This is a genomic window from Pulveribacter sp. (assembly GCF_032079985.1).
Classification (GTDB): domain Bacteria; phylum Pseudomonadota; class Gammaproteobacteria; order Burkholderiales; family Burkholderiaceae_C; genus Melaminivora.
On record NZ_DAMATK010000001.1, the window covers coordinates 1,105,190 to 1,124,069 of the forward strand.

15 protein-coding genes are annotated in these 18,880 nt (G+C 71.3%); 6 read left to right on the top strand and 9 right to left on the bottom strand.

What is annotated here, in order from left to right; genetic code table 11:
* Positions 1 to 22 precede the first annotated feature (22 nt).
* A complete protein-coding gene (parC, locus tag RT282_RS05220; RefSeq protein ID WP_313312230.1) occupies positions 23 to 2,371 on the top strand; it encodes a DNA topoisomerase IV subunit A in 2,349 nt (782 codons plus the stop codon).
* A 230-nt stretch (positions 2,372 to 2,601) separates the two neighbouring features.
* Complete coding sequence (locus tag RT282_RS05225) at positions 2,602 to 4,335, top strand: methyl-accepting chemotaxis protein (protein ID WP_313312231.1); 1,734 nt, start codon at positions 2,602 to 2,604, stop codon at positions 4,333 to 4,335.
* A 95-nt stretch (positions 4,336 to 4,430) separates the two neighbouring features.
* Here the strand turns inward: RT282_RS05225 and RT282_RS05230 are convergent, their stop codons facing one another.
* Both RT282_RS05230 and RT282_RS05235 read right to left on the bottom strand, forming a co-directional pair.
* Positions 4,431 to 4,886 carry a RidA family protein gene (locus RT282_RS05230; protein ID WP_313312233.1) on the bottom strand — a complete coding sequence of 152 codons (456 nt, stop codon included), beginning with the start codon at positions 4,884 to 4,886 and terminating at the stop codon, positions 4,431 to 4,433.
* A gap of 96 nt (positions 4,887 to 4,982) precedes the next feature.
* Positions 4,983 to 5,342, bottom strand: a complete 360-nt coding sequence (locus RT282_RS05235; protein WP_312307091.1) for a 5-carboxymethyl-2-hydroxymuconate Delta-isomerase — start codon at positions 5,340 to 5,342, stop codon at positions 4,983 to 4,985.
* Between the two features lie 283 nt (positions 5,343 to 5,625).
* Between RT282_RS05235 and RT282_RS05240 the strand changes: the two genes are divergently transcribed.
* Positions 5,626 to 7,917, top strand: coding sequence for a glycosyltransferase (locus tag RT282_RS05240; protein ID WP_313312235.1), 2,292 nt, complete (start codon positions 5,626 to 5,628; stop codon positions 7,915 to 7,917).
* Positions 7,890 to 8,594 (top strand): cellulose biosynthesis protein BcsS, encoded by a 705-nt coding sequence (bcsS, locus tag RT282_RS05245; RefSeq protein ID WP_313312237.1) that lies wholly within the window; start codon positions 7,890 to 7,892, stop codon positions 8,592 to 8,594. The genes RT282_RS05240 and bcsS overlap by 28 nt, the downstream gene beginning before the upstream one ends.
* Before the next feature lie 8 nt (positions 8,595 to 8,602).
* Here bcsS and RT282_RS05250 read toward each other — a convergent pair whose 3' ends face one another.
* Together RT282_RS05250 and RT282_RS05255 are read right to left on the bottom strand one after the other, a co-directional pair.
* On the bottom strand, positions 8,603 to 9,424 hold the full coding sequence (locus RT282_RS05250) for a ScpA family protein (protein ID WP_313312240.1): 822 nt from the start codon (positions 9,422 to 9,424) through the stop codon (positions 8,603 to 8,605).
* A gap of 97 nt (positions 9,425 to 9,521) precedes the next feature.
* Positions 9,522 to 9,725, bottom strand: coding sequence for a DUF3460 family protein (locus RT282_RS05255; RefSeq protein WP_312307095.1), 204 nt, complete (start codon positions 9,723 to 9,725; stop codon positions 9,522 to 9,524).
* Positions 9,726 to 9,812: 87 nt separating this feature from the next.
* Between RT282_RS05255 and RT282_RS05260 the strand changes: the two genes are divergently transcribed.
* Positions 9,813 to 10,310 (top strand): outer membrane protein assembly factor BamE, encoded by a 498-nt coding sequence (locus RT282_RS05260; RefSeq protein WP_312307096.1) that lies wholly within the window; start codon positions 9,813 to 9,815, stop codon positions 10,308 to 10,310.
* Positions 10,311 to 10,316: 6 nt separating this feature from the next.
* On the opposite strand, the gene RT282_RS05265 is transcribed toward RT282_RS05260, so the two are convergent.
* The 3 genes from RT282_RS05265 to RT282_RS05275 form a co-directional block, all read right to left on the bottom strand.
* Positions 10,317 to 11,975, bottom strand: a complete 1,659-nt coding sequence (locus RT282_RS05265; RefSeq protein ID WP_313312243.1) for an acetolactate synthase large subunit — start codon at positions 11,973 to 11,975, stop codon at positions 10,317 to 10,319.
* Between the two features lie 73 nt (positions 11,976 to 12,048).
* On the bottom strand, positions 12,049 to 13,230 hold the full coding sequence (locus tag RT282_RS05270; RefSeq protein ID WP_313312245.1) for an L-lactate dehydrogenase: 1,182 nt from the start codon (positions 13,228 to 13,230) through the stop codon (positions 12,049 to 12,051).
* A complete protein-coding gene (locus RT282_RS05275) occupies positions 13,227 to 14,858 on the bottom strand; it encodes an FAD-dependent oxidoreductase (RefSeq protein WP_313312247.1) in 1,632 nt (543 codons plus the stop codon). The genes RT282_RS05270 and RT282_RS05275 overlap by 4 nt, the downstream gene beginning before the upstream one ends.
* Positions 14,859 to 14,967: 109 nt before the next feature.
* Here RT282_RS05275 and RT282_RS05280 point away from each other — a divergent pair, with 109 nt between their 5' ends.
* Entirely contained in the window at positions 14,968 to 15,981 is a 1,014-nt protein-coding gene (locus RT282_RS05280) for an AraC family transcriptional regulator (RefSeq protein ID WP_313312249.1), read from the top strand.
* A 176-nt stretch (positions 15,982 to 16,157) separates the two neighbouring features.
* Here RT282_RS05280 and RT282_RS17260 read toward each other — a convergent pair whose 3' ends face one another.
* Both RT282_RS17260 and RT282_RS05295 read right to left on the bottom strand, forming a co-directional pair.
* Positions 16,158 to 16,814, bottom strand: a complete 657-nt coding sequence (locus RT282_RS17260) for a response regulator transcription factor (protein ID WP_409519454.1) — start codon at positions 16,812 to 16,814, stop codon at positions 16,158 to 16,160.
* Positions 16,811 to 18,853 (bottom strand): PAS domain S-box protein, encoded by a 2,043-nt coding sequence (locus RT282_RS05295; RefSeq protein WP_313312252.1) that lies wholly within the window; start codon positions 18,851 to 18,853, stop codon positions 16,811 to 16,813. Before RT282_RS05295 ends, RT282_RS17260 begins: the two co-directional genes overlap by 4 nt.
* Positions 18,854 to 18,880: the final 27 nt, after the last annotated feature.

Genomic DNA, 18,880 nt, shown 5'->3' on the forward strand with positions numbered 1-18,880 from the left:
TGGAAGCTCCTGTTTTTGAAGCATGACAGAACAACCCGCTCTCGATCTCTCGCCCGCCCCGCAGGCGGATGATTCGCTGGCCAGCTACGCCCAGCGCGCCTATCTCGAATACGCCCTGTCCGTCGTCAAGGGCCGGGCGCTGCCCGACGTGTGCGACGGCATGAAGCCGGTGCAGCGGCGCATCCTCTACGCCATGGGCGAGATGGGCCTGGGCTACAGCGGCCCGAACCGCAACACCGCCGCCAAGCCGGTGAAGAGCGCCCGCGTGGTGGGCGATGTACTGGGCCGCTTTCACCCGCACGGCGACCAGTCGGCCTACGACGCGCTGGTGCGCCTGGCGCAGGACTTCAACCAGCGCTATCCGCTCATCGACGGGCAGGGCAACTTCGGCAGCCGCGACGGCGACGGCGCCGCGGCCATGCGCTACACCGAGGCCCGCCTGTCGCGCATCACCAGCCTGCTGCTCGACGAGATCGACATGGGCACGGTGGACTTCGTGCCCAACTACGACGGCTCCACGCAGGAGCCGCGCCAGCTGCCCGCGCGCCTGCCGTTCGCGCTGCTCAACGGCGCCAGCGGCATCGCCGTGGGCCTGGCCACCGAGATCCCCAGCCACAACCTGCGCGAGGTGGCCGACGCCTGCGTGGCGCTGGTCAAGAACCCAAAGCTGGCCGACGAGGCGCTGTTCGCGCTGATCCCGGGCCCGGACTATCCCGGCGGCGGGCAGATCATCAGCCCGGCGGCCGACATCCAGGCGGCGTACCGCACGGGTCGCGGCAGCCTGAAGGTACGTGCGCGCTGGAAGATCGAGGAGCTGGCGCGCGGGCAGTGGCAGCTGGTGGTGACCGAGCTGCCGCCGGGCGTGTCGGCGCAGAAGGTGCTTGAGGAGATCGAGGAGCTCACCAACCCCAAGGTCAAGACCGGCAAGAAGGCCCTTAATCCCGAGCAGGTGCAGCTGAAGGCCAGCATGCTGGCGCTGCTGGACGGCGTGCGCGACGAGTCCAGCAAGGACGCGCCGGTGCGCCTGGTCATCGAGCCCAAGACGTCGAAGATCGCCCAGGGCGAGCTGACCACGGCGCTGCTGGCGCACACCAGCCTGGAGACCTCCGCGCCCATCAATCTGACCATGGTGGGCCTGGACGGGCGGCCGGTGCAGAAGTCGCTGCGGCAGATGCTCGATGAGTGGATCGCCTTTCGCCAGCAGACCATCACGCGCCGCAGCCAGCACCGCCTGGCCAAGGTGCAAGACCGCATCCACATCCTCGAAGGGCGGCAGACCGTGCTGCTGCACATCGACGAGGTCATCGCCATCATCCGCGCCAGCGACGAGCCCAAGGCGGCGCTGATCGAGCGCTTCCAGCTATCGGACCGGCAGGCCGAGGACATCCTGGAAATCCGCCTGCGCCAGCTGGCGCGGCTGGAGGCCATCAAGATCGAGCAGGAGCTCAAGGACCTGCGCGAGGAGCAAAGCAAGCTGGAGGACATCCTGGCCAACCCGGCCTCGCTGCGCCGATTGATGGTGCGCGAGATCGAGACGGACGCCAAACAGTTCCAGGATGAGCGCCGCACGCTGATCCAGGAGGAGCGCCGCGCCGTGGCCGAGGTGCGCGTGCCCGACGAGCCGGTCACCGTCATCGTCTCGCACAAGGGCTGGGTGCGCGCGCGCCAGGGTCACGGGCTGGATGCGGCCAGCTTCACGGTCAAGGCCGGAGACAGCCTGTACGGCACCTTCGAGTGCCGCACGGTGGACACGCTCATCGTCTTCGGCAGCAATGGCCGGGTGTACTCGGTGGCCGTGGCGCAGCTGCCCGGCGGGCGCGGCGATGGCCAGCCCATCACCACGCTGATCGAACTGGAGTCGGGCACGCAGCCGCTGCACTACTTCGCCGGTCCGGCCAACGCGGCGCTGGTGCTGGCAGGCTCGGGCGGCTACGGTTTCGTCTCTACGGTTGAGCACATGACCGGGCGCAACCGCGGCGGCAAGGCCTTCGTCAGCCTGGGTGAGGGCGAAACCCTGTGCCGGCCCTCGCACGCGGCCTTCACCAGCGCCAGCCAGCCGCTGGCGCCTGCCACCCACGTGTGCTGCGCCTCCGTGGGCGGGCGCATCCTGACCTTCGAGATCAGCGAGATGAAGTTCATGGAAAAGGGTGGTCGCGGCCTGATGCTCATCGACCTGGAGGACAAGGACCAGCTGGCCGGCGTGGCCGCCTACACGCGCAGCGTGCGCTTCGCAGGCACGGGCCGCGGCGGCAAGGCGCGCGAGGAGCAGCTGGAGATCCGCTCGCTGAACAACGCCCGCGCCGCCCGCGGCCGCAAGGGCAAGGCGGCGGACCTGGGCTTCAAGGTGGCGGACGTGCTGCGCGTGGAATGACGGATGCTGCGAAAACAATAGCTGCCAGCGCTTGCTGGTATTGGCCTGGAGACCAAAAAGGCTATTGTTTGCCGGTAGGTGCGGCCGGGGCGCGAAAGGGCCGCGCCAGGCCGGCGGCGGCCGCTTTTGCTGCAGTGCGGCAAGGACTCGGTTGCGTTTGGTAGCATTCTCGGGCAGGGGCGCATGCCCTGGACCGCCCTTCTTTTGTCATCCACCGCAGGAATTGCCCCATGAAAACGCTGCGTCTGTCCCACAAGCTCTGGCTGGCCGTCGTGGCCATCGTGGTGGCACTGGTCGCCGTGGTCGGCGCTGCCGGCTACCGCTCGGCCACCTCCCAGGCCGAGGCCGATGCCGTCACTCAGGAGACCACGCGCCGTGTGCAGATGGCCACGCAGTGGATGGCGCTAACCGAGCTCAACGCCACGCGCACGCTGGCACTGGTGCTCAGCAGCGAGATGGCGGTGGAGCAGGCCTTCCAGGCCGACCTGGTCGCCACCAGCGAACGCATCACGCAGATGCAAAAGGCGCTGCAGGAGCTGCCCTTGTCGCCCGCCACGCGCCAGCAGATGGAGCGCGTGGCCAGTGCCCGCGTCGCCATGACGCAGCTGCGCGCCGAGGCGCGCAAGCTGCGCGACGAGAGCGACTATGACGCCGCCTCCAAGCTGGCCCTGCAGTCGCTGGTGCCGGCCGTGAAGTCTTACCTGGGCACGCTGCAGCAGCTGGTGCAGCTGTTCGAGCAGGAAGCGCGCGAGCGCCACGCCGAAATGTCCGGCGCGCGCATGGCGACCGTCAAGATGGCCGGCGCCGCCGTGGCGGTGCTGCTGCTGGCGATCATCGTCGGGGCGTATTTCCTGATCCGCAGCATTCAGCAGCCGCTGGCACAGGCCAACCAGGTGGCGGCGCGCATCGCCCAGGGCGACCTGCGTGCGCAGGCGCTGGAGGGGGCCGGTCGCGACGACGAGTTCGGCGAGCTGCTGGCCTCGCTGGCGGCCATGCGCGGCTCGCTGGCCGGCACGGTGCAGCAGGTGCGGCGCAGCACTGACAGCATCGCCACGGCCAGCGCGCAGATCGCCGCCGGCAACCAGGACCTGTCGGCGCGCACCGAAAGCACCTCCAGCAACCTGCAGCAGACGGCCGCGGCCATGGAGGAGTTCACCAGCACCCTGCAGCAAAGCGCCGGCAGCGCCAGCCAGGCCAGCCAGCTGGCCGGCGCTGCCCGTGAGGTGGCGCTGCGCGGTGGCACGGTGGTGACCGAGGTCGTCGCCACCATGGAGGAGATCCAGGGCAGCAGCCGCAAGATCGCCGACATCATCCAGGTCATCGACTCCATCGCCTTCCAGACCAACATCCTGGCGCTGAACGCGGCCGTGGAAGCCGCCCGCGCCGGCGAGCAGGGCCGGGGCTTTGCCGTGGTGGCCGGCGAGGTGCGCAGCTTGGCCGGCCGCAGCGCCGAGGCGGCGCGCGAGATCAAGGCGCTGATCGGCTCGTCCGTGGACCGGGTGGAGGACGGCTCGCGCCTGGTGCAGCAGGCCGGCAGCACCATGGGCGAGATCGTGCAGTCCGTGCAGCGCGTGGCCGACATGATCGGCGAGGTGACCGCCGCCTCGGCCGAGCAAAGCTCCGGCGTGGCGCAGGTCAACCAGGCGGTGGGCCAACTGGACCAGATGACGCAGCAAAACGCCGCCCTGGTCGAGGAAAGCGCCGCCGCCGCGCAGAGCCTGCGCGAGCAGGCCCAGCAGCTGGCGCAGCTGGTGGCCACCTTCCAGGTGGACGACGCCGGCCCGGCGGCCGTGGCGCGGCCCGTGCCCGCTGCGGCGCCCGTGCCGGTACCAGTACCAGCACCCGTGCGCACTGCTTCCAGCGCGCCCGCGGCGGCGGCGGCGCCGCGCAAGCACGCGCCGGCCGCTGCCGCTGCCGCTCCCGCGCTGGCCTCGGGCGCCTCGGACGACTGGGAAAGCTTCTGAGCGCGCCAACACACTCCAGGGGCCACGCGCGCCCATGACAAAGGGACGCCGTGGCGTCCCTTTTTTTCGTGCCGCGCAGCCCGCGCGGGGGCGTGTCAGGCCAGCTCGGCGATGAGCTCGATCTCAACACACGCCCCCATGGGGATCTGCGCCACGCCGAAGGCGCTGCGCGCGTGCTTGCCGGCGTCGCCGAAAACCTGGCCCATCAGCTCGCTGGCGCCGTTGGTCACCAGGTGCTGCTCGGTGAAGTCGCCGGTGGAGTTGACCAGGCTCATCAGCTTGACGATGCGCTTGACGCGGTTCAGGTCGCCCGTGGCTGCGTGCAGCGTGCCCAGCAGGTCGATGGCCACGGCGCGCGCGGCCTGCTTGCCTTCCTCCACACCGATGTCGCGGCCGAACTGCGCCACCCAGGGCTTGCCGTCCTTGCGCGCGATGTGCCCGCTCAGGAACACCAGGTTGCCCGTCTGCACGTAGGGCACGTAGGCCGCTGCCGGCACGGCCACCGGGGGCAGGGTGATGTCCAGTTCTTTCAGCTTGTCGTAAACGCTCATGGCGATCCTCAGGTCAAGGAAGGGGGAGAGGGAGGGAGAAAAAGCGAAGCCCGGCAGAGTAGTGCCGGGCCGGCGAGCAGTGTTGCACAGGCGCGCTCAGAGGCGCTCCTTGATGTAGGAAGGCCGGTCCATGTCCACCACGTCCACGCTCAGCTGCACCAGCAGACCGGCGGGGCGGGGTGTGAGGCGGCGCAGCACGGCGGCCACACGCTCGGCCAGGTCGGCCTTGGCTTCGGGCGTGCGGCCGGACAGCAGGCGCAGCTCGGCGTGCACGAACGCCCGGTTGGCCGGTGCGGTGCCGATCTCGAAGGCGCTGGTGCGCACGAAGCGGGTCTTCAGATCGGCCTCGTCCTTGACCTCGGGGCTGGCACAGACGGCGGCGTTCAGCGCAGTCAGCGTTTCGGCCTCGGGATAGTTGGCGAGGTTAGAGCTGTATTCGACGATCAGATGCGGCATGGCGTGCAGGGTAATGGGGTGAAAAGCCGTAGTTGTATCAGCTCGCCAAGTTTGGTAACACCTGGATGCACTTGTCGCATCTTTACATAGACTAGGAAGCAGGACGACGCCCCGTGCCTGTGGTTGGGGCCACGTCGTGGCTGCACCGTATTTTTGGGGCCCTCGTTGTAGGGATTGGCACCCGCGGCAGGGTGCGAAGAATGGGTTGCACCGTAGTAGCTGGATACGAAATCGCAAGACGTGACACGTCTTGGTCCAAAAACACCGTGGAGCACGCCCTGCCATGACCGACCACCCACCACCCCCTCCGCCGCGCTACTGCGCCGACCCCCGCCGCGGCGGCCGCTTCGAGGACTGCAGCCCGCTGTGCGCCCTGCTGTCGGTGCTGTTCCTGCTCGTGGCCACCGGCTACCTGATCTGGCGCGCCACCACCTTCAACCAGGAGCATCTGGTGTTCTCCTGCCTGGTCTACGCCGCCGAGGTCTACGGCGTGCTGGTGGCGGCGGTGCACATCTTCATCATGTGGCGCCTGACGCAGCGCGAGGCGCCCGAGCCCGAGGCCGGCCGCACGGTGGACGTGTTCGTCACCTGCTTCAACGAGCCGGTCAGCATGTTGCGCCGCACCCTGATGCTGGCGCGCGATATGGACTACCCGCACGAGACCTGGCTGCTGGACGACGGCAACCGCCCCGAGATGCGCGAACTGGCCCGCAGCCTGGGCGTGTGGTACCTCTGCCGCACCAGCAACGAGCACGCCAAGGCCGGCAACCTGAACCACGCCCTCGAGCGCACGGGCGGCGAGCTGATCGCGCTGTTCGATGCCGACCACGCCCCGGGGCGCGACTTCCTGGTGCGCACGCTGGGCTACTTCCGCGACCCGGCCGTGGCCTTCGTGCAGACGCCGCAGGAGTTCTTCAACCTCGACTCTTTCCAGCACCGCCTGCGCCGGCGCACGCGGCGGCTGTGGACGGAGCAGTCGCTGTTCTTCAAGGTCATCCAGCGCGGCAAGGACTACTGGAACTCGGCCTTTTTCTGCGGCACCTGCGCGGTGGTGCGGCGCAGTGCCCTGCAGGAGATCGGCGGCTTTGCCACCGGCACGGTGACCGAGGACCTGCACACCTCGCTGCGCCTGCACAAGGCGGGCTACCGCTCGGTCTATCACGCGCAGGCGCTGGCGTTCGGCATCGCGCCGGCGCAGGTCGCGCCGTTCCTGGCGCAGCGCGTGCGCTGGGGCCAGGGCGCCATGCAGGTGCTGCGCCAGGAGGACGTGCTGTTCACCCCGCGCCTGAGCGCGGCGCAGAAGCTGAACTACCTGGCCTCCATGACCACCTATTTCGATGGCTGGCAAAAGGGCCTGTTCTGGCTGGCCCCGGCCATCGTGCTGCTGACCGGCTGGCTGCCGATCGACGCCAGCGGCTGGGTCTTCCTGTGCTGGTTCGTGCCCTATTTCGTGCTCAGCATCTGCGTGTTCGAGGAATTGAGCCGGGGCTATGGCAGCTGGCTGTACGCCGAGCAGTACAACTTCGCCCGCTTCGCCGCCTTCATCCGCGCCACGCTGGGCCTGGTGCTGGGGCCTGTGCGCTTCAACGTCACCGACAAGTCCTTCTCGCCGCGCCGGCGTGTGCTGCTGCAGGTGCTGCCGCAGACGCTGCTGCTGGCCTTCAATCTGCTGGCCATCGTCTGGGCGCTGTACCGCAGCAGCCAGCAGCCCTACCTCCCGCCCTATGCGCTGTACTTCAACCTGGCCTGGGTGGGCACCAACCTGCTGTGCGGCTGGCAGCTGACGCGCCACTTCCTCACGACCGAGGCGCATCACCACCGTAGCGACTACCGTTTCGACATGCCGCTGCCCCTGGTGCTGCTGCCCGAGGCGGGCGCCGCCCAGGCCCCGCCGCAGGAGACGCTGGTCATCGAGAACGTCTCGCCGGGCGGCTGCCGGGTGGTCGGCCTGCTGCCGCCGGCGTTGGCGCAGGGGCGCAGCGTGCGCGCGGCCGTCATGCTGCCCTCGGGCCTGCAGCCGGTACGGCTGGTGCCGGTGGCCGGGCCGCAGGCCGATGGCGAGGGCGCACAGCAGACCGCCGCCGTGCGCTGCCGCCTCGAGTGGCCCGACACCCGCGCCCGCAACCAGATGGAGCTGATGCTCTACGGCAACGACCTGCAGTGGCAGCTGCAGGAGCTGAACGAGCGCGGCACCACGCCCACCGACTGGCTGGGCGGGCGCTTCCTGGCGCCCGACCACGGTGCGCGTGCGCATTGGGGCGTCTGCGACGTGCAGGTGGGCTCGGCGCAGGGCCCGCACACGCTGCTGGGCCTGCTGCCGCTGCAGGAGCAAGCGCCGCGGCGTTTGATCCTGTTCGAGCCCGTGGCCGAGGGCGCCAGCCTCAAGCTGTCGCTGCGCACACGCGCCGGCTGGCGCCGTGTCACCGCCCGGGCCGGGCGCGTGGCGCCGCTGCGCTCCACGGCCGGCACCTTCTACGCCTGCACGCTGGAGCAGGCGCGCCAGGCCGTGGCGCTGGGCACGGCCGCACCCAGCCAGGAGGAGCCGCCATGCCCGCCCGCCATCCTTACCGCCTGAGCCTGGGGCTGTGCCTGGCGACCGCCGCCGCGCTGCCGTTGCCCGCGCTGGCCGAGGGCCTGTGGCTGTCGGGCGCCGAGGCCTCGCGCGGCGCCAGCTACCTGTACCTGGGGCGCATCGCCTCGCTGGAGCACGATCAGCTGCAGAACGGCTGGGCCACGCGGCTGTGGCTGGACCGGGCCGGCTACACCTACCGGGTGGACGGCCAGCGCTACCGCGGCCGCAGCGTGGGGTTGGAGGCGGGCGTGGGCTACCTGTTCGGGCAGGCGCCGTTCACCGGCTCGGCGTTTGTCAGCCTGATGGCGCGCGACACCCACCTGTCGCCCGCCGATCCGGGCAGCGAGGTCAGCGGCTTTCACCTGCGGCCCAAGGTCAGCAGCGACCTGAACTGGCAGTTCAACCCGCGCTGGGCCGCCAACGCCGGCCTCAGCTACACCCCGCTGGGCCACGCCTGGTGGGCGCGGGCGCGGCTGCTGTGGGGCCGGGCCGACGGCCTGCGCTGGGGGCTGGAGCACGCCCAGCACGGCGACGACTCCTACCGCGCGCGCCAGACCGGCGTGGTGCTGACCGGCGTGCCCGCCGGCGCGGCGCACTGGTCCTTCAAGGCCGGCGTGCGCCAGCTGCGCGGCGAAAGCAGCGCGCCCTACGTGGGCGTGGATCTGAACTGGACCTTCTGAAACAGCCCCTACACGGGGGTGTAGGCCAGCCGCACGTAGATGGGCGCGAAGGCCTCGGCCTGGGTGATCTCCACCAGCGTCTCCTTGGCCAGCTCCAGCAGGGCGATGAAGGTGACGACCAGCACGGTGGCGCCCTTGTCGCGCTGGAACAAGTCCTCCAGCAGCACGAAGCGCCGCCCCTGCAGGGCCTTGAGCACGTGGCTCATGTATTCGCGCACCGACAGCTCCTCGCGTGTGATGCGGTGGTGCTGCACCAGCCTGGCGCGCCGCAGCACGGCCTGCAACGCCTGCTGCAGCTCCTGCACGCTGACGTCGGGAAAGCGCGCCTTGAGCCCCTGCTCGATGTGCACCCGCGCCGGCAGAAAGTCGCGCCCGTACTGGGGCAGGGCGCCCAGCTGCTGCGCGGCCAGCTTGATCTGCTCGTACTCGAGCAGGCGGCGCACCAATTCGGCGCGCGGGTCCTCGGGCTCGTCCTGGCCTTCCTGGCGGCGCGGGGGCAGCAGCATGCGCGACTTGATCTCGATCAGCATGGCCGCCATCAACAGGTATTCGGCGGCCAGTTCCAGGTTGCGGCTGCGGATCTCGTCCACGTAGCCCAGGTACTGGCGCGTGACATCCACCATCGGGATGTCCAGGATGTTGAAGTTCTGCTTGCGGATCAGGTACAGCAGCAGGTCCAGCGGACCCTCGAAGGCCTCCAGGAAGACCTGCAGCGCATCCGGCGGGATGTACAGGTCCTGAGGCAGGGCGAACAGCGGCTCGCCGTACAGGCGCGCCAGCGCCACCGAGTCCACCTCGCCGGGCATCAGGGTGTCGGCGGACTCGGCCATTCGTTTGCTATTGTTTCAGGAGCTGCTCGCGCTTGTCTGGAGGGCGCTGGAGCGTGTTTTGGCTGTTAATTCAACCAGCGCCGGGGCGCGCCGCGGCTCAGCTGCGCGACTGGTACACGTAGGGCTGCTGGGGCACGCGGCCGGCCGTGTATTCCTGCCAGACGTCGCGGTCCACTTCCTTGTCCCACAGCAGCGCGCGGCCGGCCTGCTGCTGCGCATCCAGCTCGGGGCGGCTGGCCTTGAGCTTTTCGATGAACTGCGTGGTGTCGGATTGGTAGTCGGGACGGCGAAAGAAGGACATGGCGGATACGGCAAAGATGCGGGAGCGGGCTACATTTCGTGGCAGCCGGGCATTCTATCCAGCCTGGTCCAAAGGACCGGTACACCCATGACCACACCACATTGGATCAAGTCTCTGGGCGCGGCGGCGCTGGCCCTGCTGGCGCTGGCCGGCTGCGACGAGCAGCGCATTCGCGAGCTGGAGGAGGGCGTCTCCACCGAAAGCCAGGTGCGCGAGCGCTTCGGCGAGCCTGACCGCGTCTGGCCCGAGGAGGGGGGCGCGCGCACGCTGGAGTACAACCGCCAGCCGGCCGGCCGGCGCAACTACATGATCACCATCGGCACCGATGGGCGCATGAGCGCGCTGGTGCAGGTGCTGGCGCCGCACCACTTCGCCAAGGTGGTGCCCGGCATGCACGAGGACCAGGTGCGCCGCCTGCTGGGCCGCCCGGCCAAACGCACCACCTACGAGCTCAAGCAGCAGACCGAGTGGGACTGGTACTGGAGCGACGGGCCGGGGCGCGAGATGATCTTCACCGTGGTCTTCGACGCCGCCGGCCAGGTGCTGCGCAGCGGCTCCAGCGAGCGCCTGCACGACGGGCCTTGAGAGCTCTCAGGGGGCGATGCCGCGTTTGAGCGCCGCCGCCAGCGGCCGCGGCAGGTGGGCCAGCGACTGCAGCAGGTGCGGCAGCACGCGCAGCTTCAGCCCCGTCAGCGTGGGCGGCACCACGGCCTCGATCAGGTGCGGGCCGGGCGTGGTCAGGGCGTGCTGCAGCGCCTGGACGAAGTCCTCGGTGGTGGCGGCGCGGCGCGCGCTCACGCCCATGCCGCCGGCCAGCTGCACGAAGTCCAGCGCCGGCGTGCCGATGTCCAGCTGCGCGCGCGCCTTGTCGCCGGCGCCGGCGGCGCCCACGCGCTGCAGCTCCACGTTCAGGATGGCGTAGGACTGGTTGTTGAAGATGATGCTGACCACGTCCAGCCGCTCGCGCGCCATGGTCCACAGCGCCTGCAGCGTGTACATGGCCGAGCCGTCGCCCGACAGGGCCAGCACCTTGCGCTCGGGGCAGGCGATGGCCGCACCCACGGCGCAGGGCAGGGCCTGGCCGATGGCGCCGCCGGTCAGCGTCAGCACGTCGTGGCGCGGGCTGCCGGCCGTGAACAGCGGCAGCATGATGCCGCTGGTCTGCGCCTCGTCCACGATGATGGCGCGCTCGGGCAGCAGCTGGCCGATGGCCTTGCAGACCTTGTCGGCGGTGAACTTGCCCTGCGGCAGCCCGGGCCGACGCGGCGCCTGCAGCAGCGGCTGAGCGGCCTGCGCGCCGCTGGCCTGCAGCAGGCGCGCCACGCCGGCGGCCACATCCTCGTGCGCAGCGGCCAGGGTGTGCAGCCGGCAGCCGGCGGGCAGCAGGTCGCTTTTCTTGCCCGGGTAGGCAAAGAAGGACACGGGCGACTTGGCGTCCACCAGCACCAGGTGCTCCAGGCTCGACAGCTGCACCGAGGCCAGCTCGGCCAGGTAGGCGATGCGCTCCACCGGCGGCAGCCCGGCGCCGCGCTCGATGCGGGCCGGGAAGACCTCGGCGAACAGCCGCGCGCCGGTGTGCCGGGCGATGCGCGACAGGTCTTGCAGCGTGCTGCCCTGCAGCGCTCGGCTGCCCAGCAAAAAGGCGGTCTTGCGGCCGCTGGCCGCCAGCGCCTGGGCGATAGCTAGCACGCGATCGGCCTCGGGCGCCGGCGCGGGCGGCAGGGGCGGGCAGGCCTGCGGCACGCCGCCCTCGCCCCAGGACACGTCGGCCGGCAGCACCAGCGTGGCCACGCCGCCCGGCGGGCCCATGCAGGCGGCGATGGCGTCCACGGCGTCCTGGCACAGCGCGGCGGTGCTGGCGCTGGTGCGCACGAAGTGCGGCGACACGTTGCGCGCCACGGTCTCGATGTCGGACTGCAGCTGGGCGTCGTAGCGCACGTGGTGCGTGGCGTGGTCGCCCACGATGTTGAGCACCGGCACCTTGCCCTTGCGGGCGTTGTGCAGGTTGGCCAGGCCATTGCCCAAGCCGCACCCCAGGTGCAGGAGCGTGGCGGCCGGCTTGCCGGCCATGCGCGCGTAGCCGTCGGCCGCGCCGGTGGCCACGCCCTCGAACAGGGCCAGCACGGCACGCATGCGCGGCTCGGTGTCGAGCGCGGCGACGAAGTGCATCTCGCTGGTGCCGGGGTTGGTGAAGCAGACCTCGATGCCCGCATTGGCCAAGGTCTTGAGCAATGCCTGTGCGCCATTCATGGTGTCGGTCCTTGCGTTCGAGAACGATTGTTCGCTATGGGTTAAGTAGCTTCCAGCGCTTGCTGCATAAGGGCTAGAGGCCGATTTGGCTTGAAACCCGGTCCAGCTGGTCCGGACCGATGTCGGCCACGCGGGTGACGCCGGTCAGCGTCATGGCCAGCAGCAGCTCGCGCTGCCAGCTGGCCAGCAGCTGGCGCACGCCGGCCTCGCCGCCGCCGGCCAGCGCCCAGATCCACGGCCGCCCGATCAGCACGCCGCGCGCGCCCAGGGCCAGGGCGCGAAACAGGTCGGTGCCGCTGCGCACGCCGCCGTCCACCAGCACCTCGACCTGGCCGCCCACGGCGCGGGCGATGGCTGGCAGCGCCGCCGCCGTGGCGGCCACTCCGTCGAGCTGGCGCCCGCCGTGGTTGGACACGACGATGCCCTCGGCCCCGGCCGCCACGGCGGCGCGCGCGTCCTGCTCGTCCAGAATGCCCTTGAGCAGCAGCCGTCCGCGCCACTGGCCGCGCAGCCAGTCGATGTCGCGCCAGGTCACGCCCGGGTCGAACTGCGCGTCCACCCAGGCCTTGAAGGCGCCCAGGTCGCGCCCGCCGGGCACCTGGCTCGCCAGGCTGCCAAAGGACAGCGGCTTGCCGCGCAGCGCCACGTCCCACACCCAGCCGGGGCGCGCCAGCACCTGCGCGGCGCGCAGCAGCGCCGGGCGCGCGCCCTGGTGGGCCATGCCGTTGCGCACGTCGCGCTGGCGCATGCCGGGCAGGGGCAGATCCACCGTGAAGACCAGGGTGCGGCAGCCGGCCTGCCAGGCCTGCTCCAGCAGCGCGCGCACGGCGCCGCGGTCGCGCAGCATGTACAGCTGGAACCACGGCGGCGGCGCGCCGGCGGGGGCCGCGGCGCGCACTTCAGGCAGCGCGCAGATGCCCACGGTGGACAGGGTGAAGGGCACGCCGGCGTGGCTGGCCGCGCGCATGGCCTGGGCCTCGCCGCGGCGCGCCATCATGCCGGCCAGGCCCACGGGCGCCAGCGCCAGCGGCAGGGCGCAGTCCTGGCCGGCCAGGCGGGTGCGCGTGTCCACTTGGCTCACGTCCACCAGCACGCGCTGGCGCAGCGCGGTCTGGCCCCAGGCCTGCACGTTGGCGGCCAGCGTGCGTTCGTCGCCGGCGCCGCCGTCCAGAAAGTCGAACAGAAAGCGCGGCAGGCGCCGGCGCGCCTGCTCGCGCCAGTCCTGCGCGGTGGCGGGGTAGCGTAGTCGGTTCATGGCGTGGTCCTCCCGGTGATGGATGCGGCGGCGGCGTGCGCCGTCAGGATGCAGCCGGGCAGGAAGGTGCCCTCCAGCGAGCGCCGCCCGCATGCCCCGCCGCCGCCGAAGCCCGCCGCCTCGCCCACGCAGTACAGCCCGGCTATGGGCGTGCCGGCATCGTCCAGCACGCGGCTTTGCAGGTCGGTGGCCAGGCCGCCCAGGCTCTTGCGCGTGATCAGCTGCATGTGGATGGCGATAAAGGGCCCCGCGCCCTTCATCTGCAGCGGTGCCGGCGCGCAGGTGCGCAGCCGGTCCGGGCCCCACTGGCGGGCGTGCAGGATGCGGCGGATCTGGTCGTCGTCGTGCAGCCTGAGCGACGAGCCGCCGGCTGCGAAGTTGGCGTCGAAGGCATCGGCCGTGGCCTGCAGCACCTCGGGCCGCACGTCGGCGGTGCCGGTGAGCTGGTTCATTTTCGCGGCCAGGCCCGCCAGGGTGTCATCCACCAGGAAGTGCGGGCTTTGCTGCTGCATCTGGCGCACCAGACGGTGGTTGCCCAGCAGCGTTTCCTTCAGGAACTGCGGGAACTGTTGATCGCGGATGCGCTGGTTGTGCTCGGCCCCGGAGATGGCGAACTCCTTGGCTGCGATGCGCCAGTTCAGCAGGTGCCAGGTCCAGGGCTGGTCTTGGCTTGCCACGCGCTGGCACAGCCAGTGCGTGTCGAAGCCAGTGACCAGTGGCTCGGGGCCGATGCGCTCGCCCCGGTGGTTTAGCCACAGCGCCGACTTGGCCGGAATGGCCGACAGCCCGTGGCCGTCGAAGTGCGGCTGAGGATGCGGAAAGCCGGCGGCGTAGTTCCACATCTCGCCCACGTTGCGCAGCTGCCCGCCCAACTCGGCGGCCTGCTGGTGCAGGGCGCCGTCGGCAAAGGGGTGGGCTCCGTTGAGCATGGCGGCCGGCAGCGGCCGGCCCGCCGGCCAGTGCGCGCGCGCCTGGGTGTGGCTGCCGTTGAGGCCGCCCATGGCCAGCACCACCACCGGGGCCTGCAGCCGCAGCGCGACGCCGCTGGCCTCGTCGGTGGCCAGCAGGCCGTCCACCCGGCCGCCGCTGCGCTCGATGGCCGTCACGCGGTGGCGGTGCAGCAGGGTCAGGCGGCCGCTGCCGCCGTCGGCCTCGCGCAGCGCGGCGATCATGCGCCGCGTCAGCTCGCGCGAGGTGCCCCAGACGATGTGGTAGCGCGGCAGGCGGTTGCCTTCGCCGAAGCGTCCGCGCTCCACCCAGTTCACCGCCGGCATGAATTTCAGGCCGTGGGCCAGCAGCCAGTCGTAGACGTCGGGGCGCGAGCGCTCCACGTAGCGGCGCGCCCACGGCAGCGCCAGGGTGTCGCCGCTCGCCAGCTCGCCAAAGCGCACCCAGTCCGCCAGGGCCTGCTCGGGCGTGTCGGGGATCTTCATGCGCGCCTGCAGCGGCGTGCCCACGAGCGCCATGCCGCCGAAGGCCCACAGCGCCAGGCCGCCGAAGCGCTCGGGCGTATCCCGGTCCACCAGCGTCACGCGCCTGCCGGCGCGCAGGCAGTGCAGGGCGGTGACGATGCCCGCCAGCCCGCCTCCGGCGACCAGCACGTCGGATTGCAATGGGGTTGCTGCCATGCGGTGTGTCTCCTCTCGCGCGCTCTGTTGTGCGTATGCAGGTGCGGCGCGCTGCACGGCAGGTTAGCCCCCTATCATCCGTGCCAGTTGACTTTGGAGGACAGCTGCCTTGACCCTGCAGGCCACGGTTTCCATGAGCTGGGTGGGTACGGTGCTGGCCGCGGCCGAAGGCGCCGGCGTGCCCCGCGCCGCGCTGCTGGCCCGCGCCGGCATCGGCGCGGGCGAGCTGGCGCTCGAGCGCTGGCCCATCGACCACATCACCCGGCTGTGGCGCGCGGCCGCGCACTGCACGCAGGACGCGGGCTTCGGCCTGAAGGCCGGCTCGCTGGTCGGGCCGGGCAGCTTCAACGTGGTCAGCTACCTGCTGCAGTCCGCGCCCAGCCTGCGCGCGGCCATCGGTGCGGTGCAGCAGTACCAGCGCCTGATCAGCGACGGCGGGCGCTTCCAGATGATTGCCGGCGCCCAGGCCGGCTGGGTGGTCTACCACCCGCGCCAGGGCACGCTGGCCTTCAGCCCGCACCAGATCGAGGCGGTGCTGGCGGCGGTGGTGGCTTTCTCGCGCTGGGTCACGGGCCGGGCCGTGCGGCCGCTGCAGGTGCAGTTCAGCCAGCCGCGCTTGGGGCCGCTGGCCGGCTACCGCGACGTGTTCGGCTGCCCGGTGGCCTTCGAGCAGGCCTTCAGCGGCGTGCTGCTGGACAACGCCCTGCTGGACGCGCCCCTGCCCCAGGCCGACGCGCAGCTGGCGCGGCTGCACCACCAGCACGCGGCCGAGCGCCTGGCCGTGCTCAGCCAGGGCGGGGCGCTGGCCCAGGAGCTGCGCGCCTGGATCGCCGCCGCGCTGCCGGCTCGCGTGCCCACGCGCGCCGAGGCCGCCGCCGCCCTGTCCTTGAGCGAGCGCACGCTGGCGCGGCGCATGCGGGCGCAGCAGCTGAGCTTTTCCGCCCTGCTGGACGCCGTGCGCCGCGAGGCCGCCCTGCAGGCCGTGGCCCAGGCGGACCGGCCCCTGGCCGACATCGGCCAGGCCCTCGGCTTTGCCGAGCCGGCGGTGTTCTGGCGCGCCTTCAGGCGATGGACGGGGTGCACGCCGGCGCAGTGGCGGGCGCGGCAAGGCGAGCAGGGTTGATTGCTACGCTATTGATAGCTGCTAGCGCTTGCTAGATAAGGTCTGGAGGCCGATTTGGCTTGCAATTTGCACCAGGCAGCCAAGGAGGCGACCGGCCTTGCGCCTGAGATTGCGAGGAAAAAGGGCTCCAGCCCTTTGCCATCAAGCGCCAGCAGCTCTCTTTTCGATAGTGCCGGTCAGCGTCCGCCACCCATGGGCGTGAGGCGCCCGAGCTTGTGCGCCAGTTCGATGGCGGACTCCACGCCCATCTTCTCGAAGATGTTGGCGCGGTGGAATTCCACGGTACGCGCGGTGATGCCCAGGTGCTCGGCGATGTTCTTGTTGTAGTGGCCGTGCAGCAGCTCCTTCAGCACCTCGTGCTCGCGCGGGCTCAAGCTGTCCAGGGCCTGGCGCAGGCGCCGTGCTTCGCGCTCGGCGTCGGTCTGGGCCAGGGCGGCCTGCATGGCCTGCTCCACGCGGTCCACCAGCATGTTGTCCTGGAAGGGCTTTTCCAGAAAGTCCCAGGCGCCGTTCTTGACGGCCTCCACGGCCGTGCCCACGTCGCCGTGGCCGGTCAGGAACAGCACCGGCCAGGGACAGCCCAGGGCTTTCAGCCGCTCGAAGGTGACGGGGCCGGACAGCGGCTGCATGCGCACGTCCAGCAGCACCACGGCCAGGCCCCAGTCGCCGCTGGCCTGGCGCTGCTGCGCGTCGGCCAGCAGCTCGGGGCCGCCGGCCCAGGTGCGCGCCTGCCAGCCGCGCGAGTCGAACAGCCAGGCCAGGCCGTCGCGCACGTCGGCGTCGTCGTCAACGATGTGGATGTCCACGGCGGCGTGCGGGGGCTCGGAGGTCATGGGGCGGTGGATGCGGTGGCCGGTGCCAGGGGCAGGTCGGCGGTGAACAGGGCGCCGCCCAGCAGCGCGTCTCGGCCCACCAGGATACGCCCGTGGTGCGCCTCGGCGATGGAGCGGCAGATGGCCAGGCCCATGCCCATGCCGCCTTCCTTGGTGCTGAAGAAGGCGTCGAAGATGCGCGCCTGCGCCTCCTCGGGCACGCCGGGGCCGTTGTCGGCCACGGCCAGGCACATGTGGCCGGGGGCGTCCTCGCAGGGCTGCAGGCGCACCTGCACCTGGGGCGCGTGGCTGCCGCGGCGCGCCCAGTCCAGCGCGTTGCCGCACAGGTTGTGCACCAGGTGTTCCAGCAGCAGCGCATCGCCCTGCACCCAGGCAGCCGTGTGCGGCAACTGCAGCAGCAGGGTGGCGCCGTGGGTCTCCTGCACGGCCGCGGCGGCGCGCCGCACCAGCGGGACCAGGTCCAGGCGCTTGAGGTTGAGTTCGCGCCGGCGCGCGAAGGCGTTCACGCGCTGGGTCACGCCGCCGGCGCGTTCGGCCAGAGCGGCCATGCGCTGCACCACGGTGCGCAGCTCGGCGTCGGTCATGGTGCCGCGCTCCAGCCGGTTGAGCAGGCCGCTGGCAAAGCTGGACAGGGCGCCCAGCGGCTGGTTGAGCTCGTGCGCCAGGGTGGAGGCGACCTCGCCCACGGCCACCAGGCGGGCCGAGGCCTCCAGCTTTTCCTGCTGGGAGGCGGCCAGCTGCTGTGCGCGCTTGCGCTCGCTGATGTCCAGGATGGAGCTCATCCAGCCCAGCTGCGTGCCGTCGGCGCGGGTCAGGGGCGCCTCGTGGATCAGCACGTCCACCAGGTGGCCGTGCTTGTGGCGGAACTGCGCCTCGATGCCCTCGGGCCGCGTGCCCTGGCGGATCACGCTTTCGTGCAGCGCGGCCAGGCGCTCGGCCTGCTCGGGCGGCCAGTAGGGCAGGGGTGCGCGCGTGCCGCGCAGCTCCTCGCTGCTGTAGCCCAGCATGGCGCAGAAGGCGTCGTTCACGTAGAGGATGCGGCCGTCCATGTCCCAGGCGCGCATGCCGATGGTGACCGAGCCCTCCATGGCGGTGCGGAGCGCCACCTCGGCCTGCAGGCGCTGCTGCACCTGCTGGCGCTTGCCAAAGTCGCGCCGCAGTGCCGCCAGGCTGGCCAGCATGCCCAGCAGGAACAACAGCGCCACCAGGAAGAAGATGCGCGGCACAGGCGAGGTGCGCGGACCCTGCGGCACGACCTCCAGCAGCAGGTCGGTGCCGGGCAGGTTCATGACGGTGCGGTTGGGCGGGGCCTGCTCGGTGGCGGCGGGCGCGGGCGCGCCGTCCACCACCAGGCGCACGGTCTGCTTTTGCAAGAACCACGGCGGCAGCAGCGCGTCCACCGCCTGGCGCATGGCCAGCTGCACGGCGTACATGCCCACCAGCCGCGTGCCGTCGAAGTAGGGCACGGCCAGCCAGACGCGGTCGGTGGCCTCACCCTCGGCGGTGCGCATGGGGCCGGCGTAGCTGGCGCGGCGCAGGCCGCGCACGATGTCCTGCAGCGTCTGCAGGGCTTGGCGGTTGTCCTCATGGCGCGCGGCGTCGTCGTACCAGGCGGCCAGGTCGCCGCCGCCCGCGCCCTGCTCGGCCAGCCAGGCCTGGGCCAGCACCACGCCCTCGGCGCGCTGCAGCAGGCCGGCGGGGACGCCGGCGTCGCCGGCCTCGGGCCGGGCATCGGCGTTCCAGGCGCGCGGGCCGTCCAGCGCCGCCTGGCGGGCCTGTTGGGCCACGTCGTCCTCCAGCCGGCGGAAGTGGAACTGCACGCTTTGCTCCAGCCATTGGGCGTCGGCGCCGCGGCGGCGCTCCTCCTCTTCGCTCTCGAAGCGGTTCAGGTACCACACCAGGGCCACCACGGCGGCCACGATGAGGACGGCCAGGCCCATCATCCACAGCACCGTCCAGCGGCTGCGGTCGGGCAGGCTGCGCGTGCTGGCGTGCAGCAGGGCGAAGTCGTCGGCGGGCGGGGGCGTCAGTGGAGGCACGGCGCAGGGCGTGGCGCGGCAGGCAGG

What these genes read in the sequence shown, in the direction of transcription:
- RT282_RS05225 (WP_313312231.1), top strand. Translation starts at nt 2,602, where the DNA reads ATGAAAACGCTGCGTCTGTCCCACAAGCTCTGGCTGGCCGTCGTGGCC.
- parC (WP_313312230.1), top strand. Translation starts at nt 23, where the DNA reads ATGACAGAACAACCCGCTCTCGATCTCTCGCCCGCCCCGCAGGCGGAT.
- RT282_RS05265 (WP_313312243.1), bottom strand. Translation starts at nt 11,975, where the DNA reads ATGAATGGCGCACAGGCATTGCTCAAGACCTTGGCCAATGCGGGCATC.
- bcsS (WP_313312237.1), top strand. Translation starts at nt 7,890, where the DNA reads ATGCCCGCCCGCCATCCTTACCGCCTGAGCCTGGGGCTGTGCCTGGCG.
- RT282_RS17260 (WP_409519454.1), bottom strand. Translation starts at nt 16,814, where the DNA reads ATGACCTCCGAGCCCCCGCACGCCGCCGTGGACATCCACATCGTTGAC.
- RT282_RS05275 (WP_313312247.1), bottom strand. Translation starts at nt 14,858, where the DNA reads ATGGCAGCAACCCCATTGCAATCCGACGTGCTGGTCGCCGGAGGCGGG.
- RT282_RS05270 (WP_313312245.1), bottom strand. Translation starts at nt 13,230, where the DNA reads ATGAACCGACTACGCTACCCCGCCACCGCGCAGGACTGGCGCGAGCAG.
- RT282_RS05230 (WP_313312233.1), bottom strand. Translation starts at nt 4,886, where the DNA reads ATGAGCGTTTACGACAAGCTGAAAGAACTGGACATCACCCTGCCCCCG.
- RT282_RS05255 (WP_312307095.1), bottom strand. Translation starts at nt 9,725, where the DNA reads ATGTCCTTCTTTCGCCGTCCCGACTACCAATCCGACACCACGCAGTTC.
- RT282_RS05235 (WP_312307091.1), bottom strand. Translation starts at nt 5,342, where the DNA reads ATGCCGCATCTGATCGTCGAATACAGCTCTAACCTCGCCAACTATCCC.
- RT282_RS05250 (WP_313312240.1), bottom strand. Translation starts at nt 9,424, where the DNA reads ATGGCCGAGTCCGCCGACACCCTGATGCCCGGCGAGGTGGACTCGGTG.
- RT282_RS05240 (WP_313312235.1), top strand. Translation starts at nt 5,626, where the DNA reads ATGACCGACCACCCACCACCCCCTCCGCCGCGCTACTGCGCCGACCCC.
- RT282_RS05260 (WP_312307096.1), top strand. Translation starts at nt 9,813, where the DNA reads ATGACCACACCACATTGGATCAAGTCTCTGGGCGCGGCGGCGCTGGCC.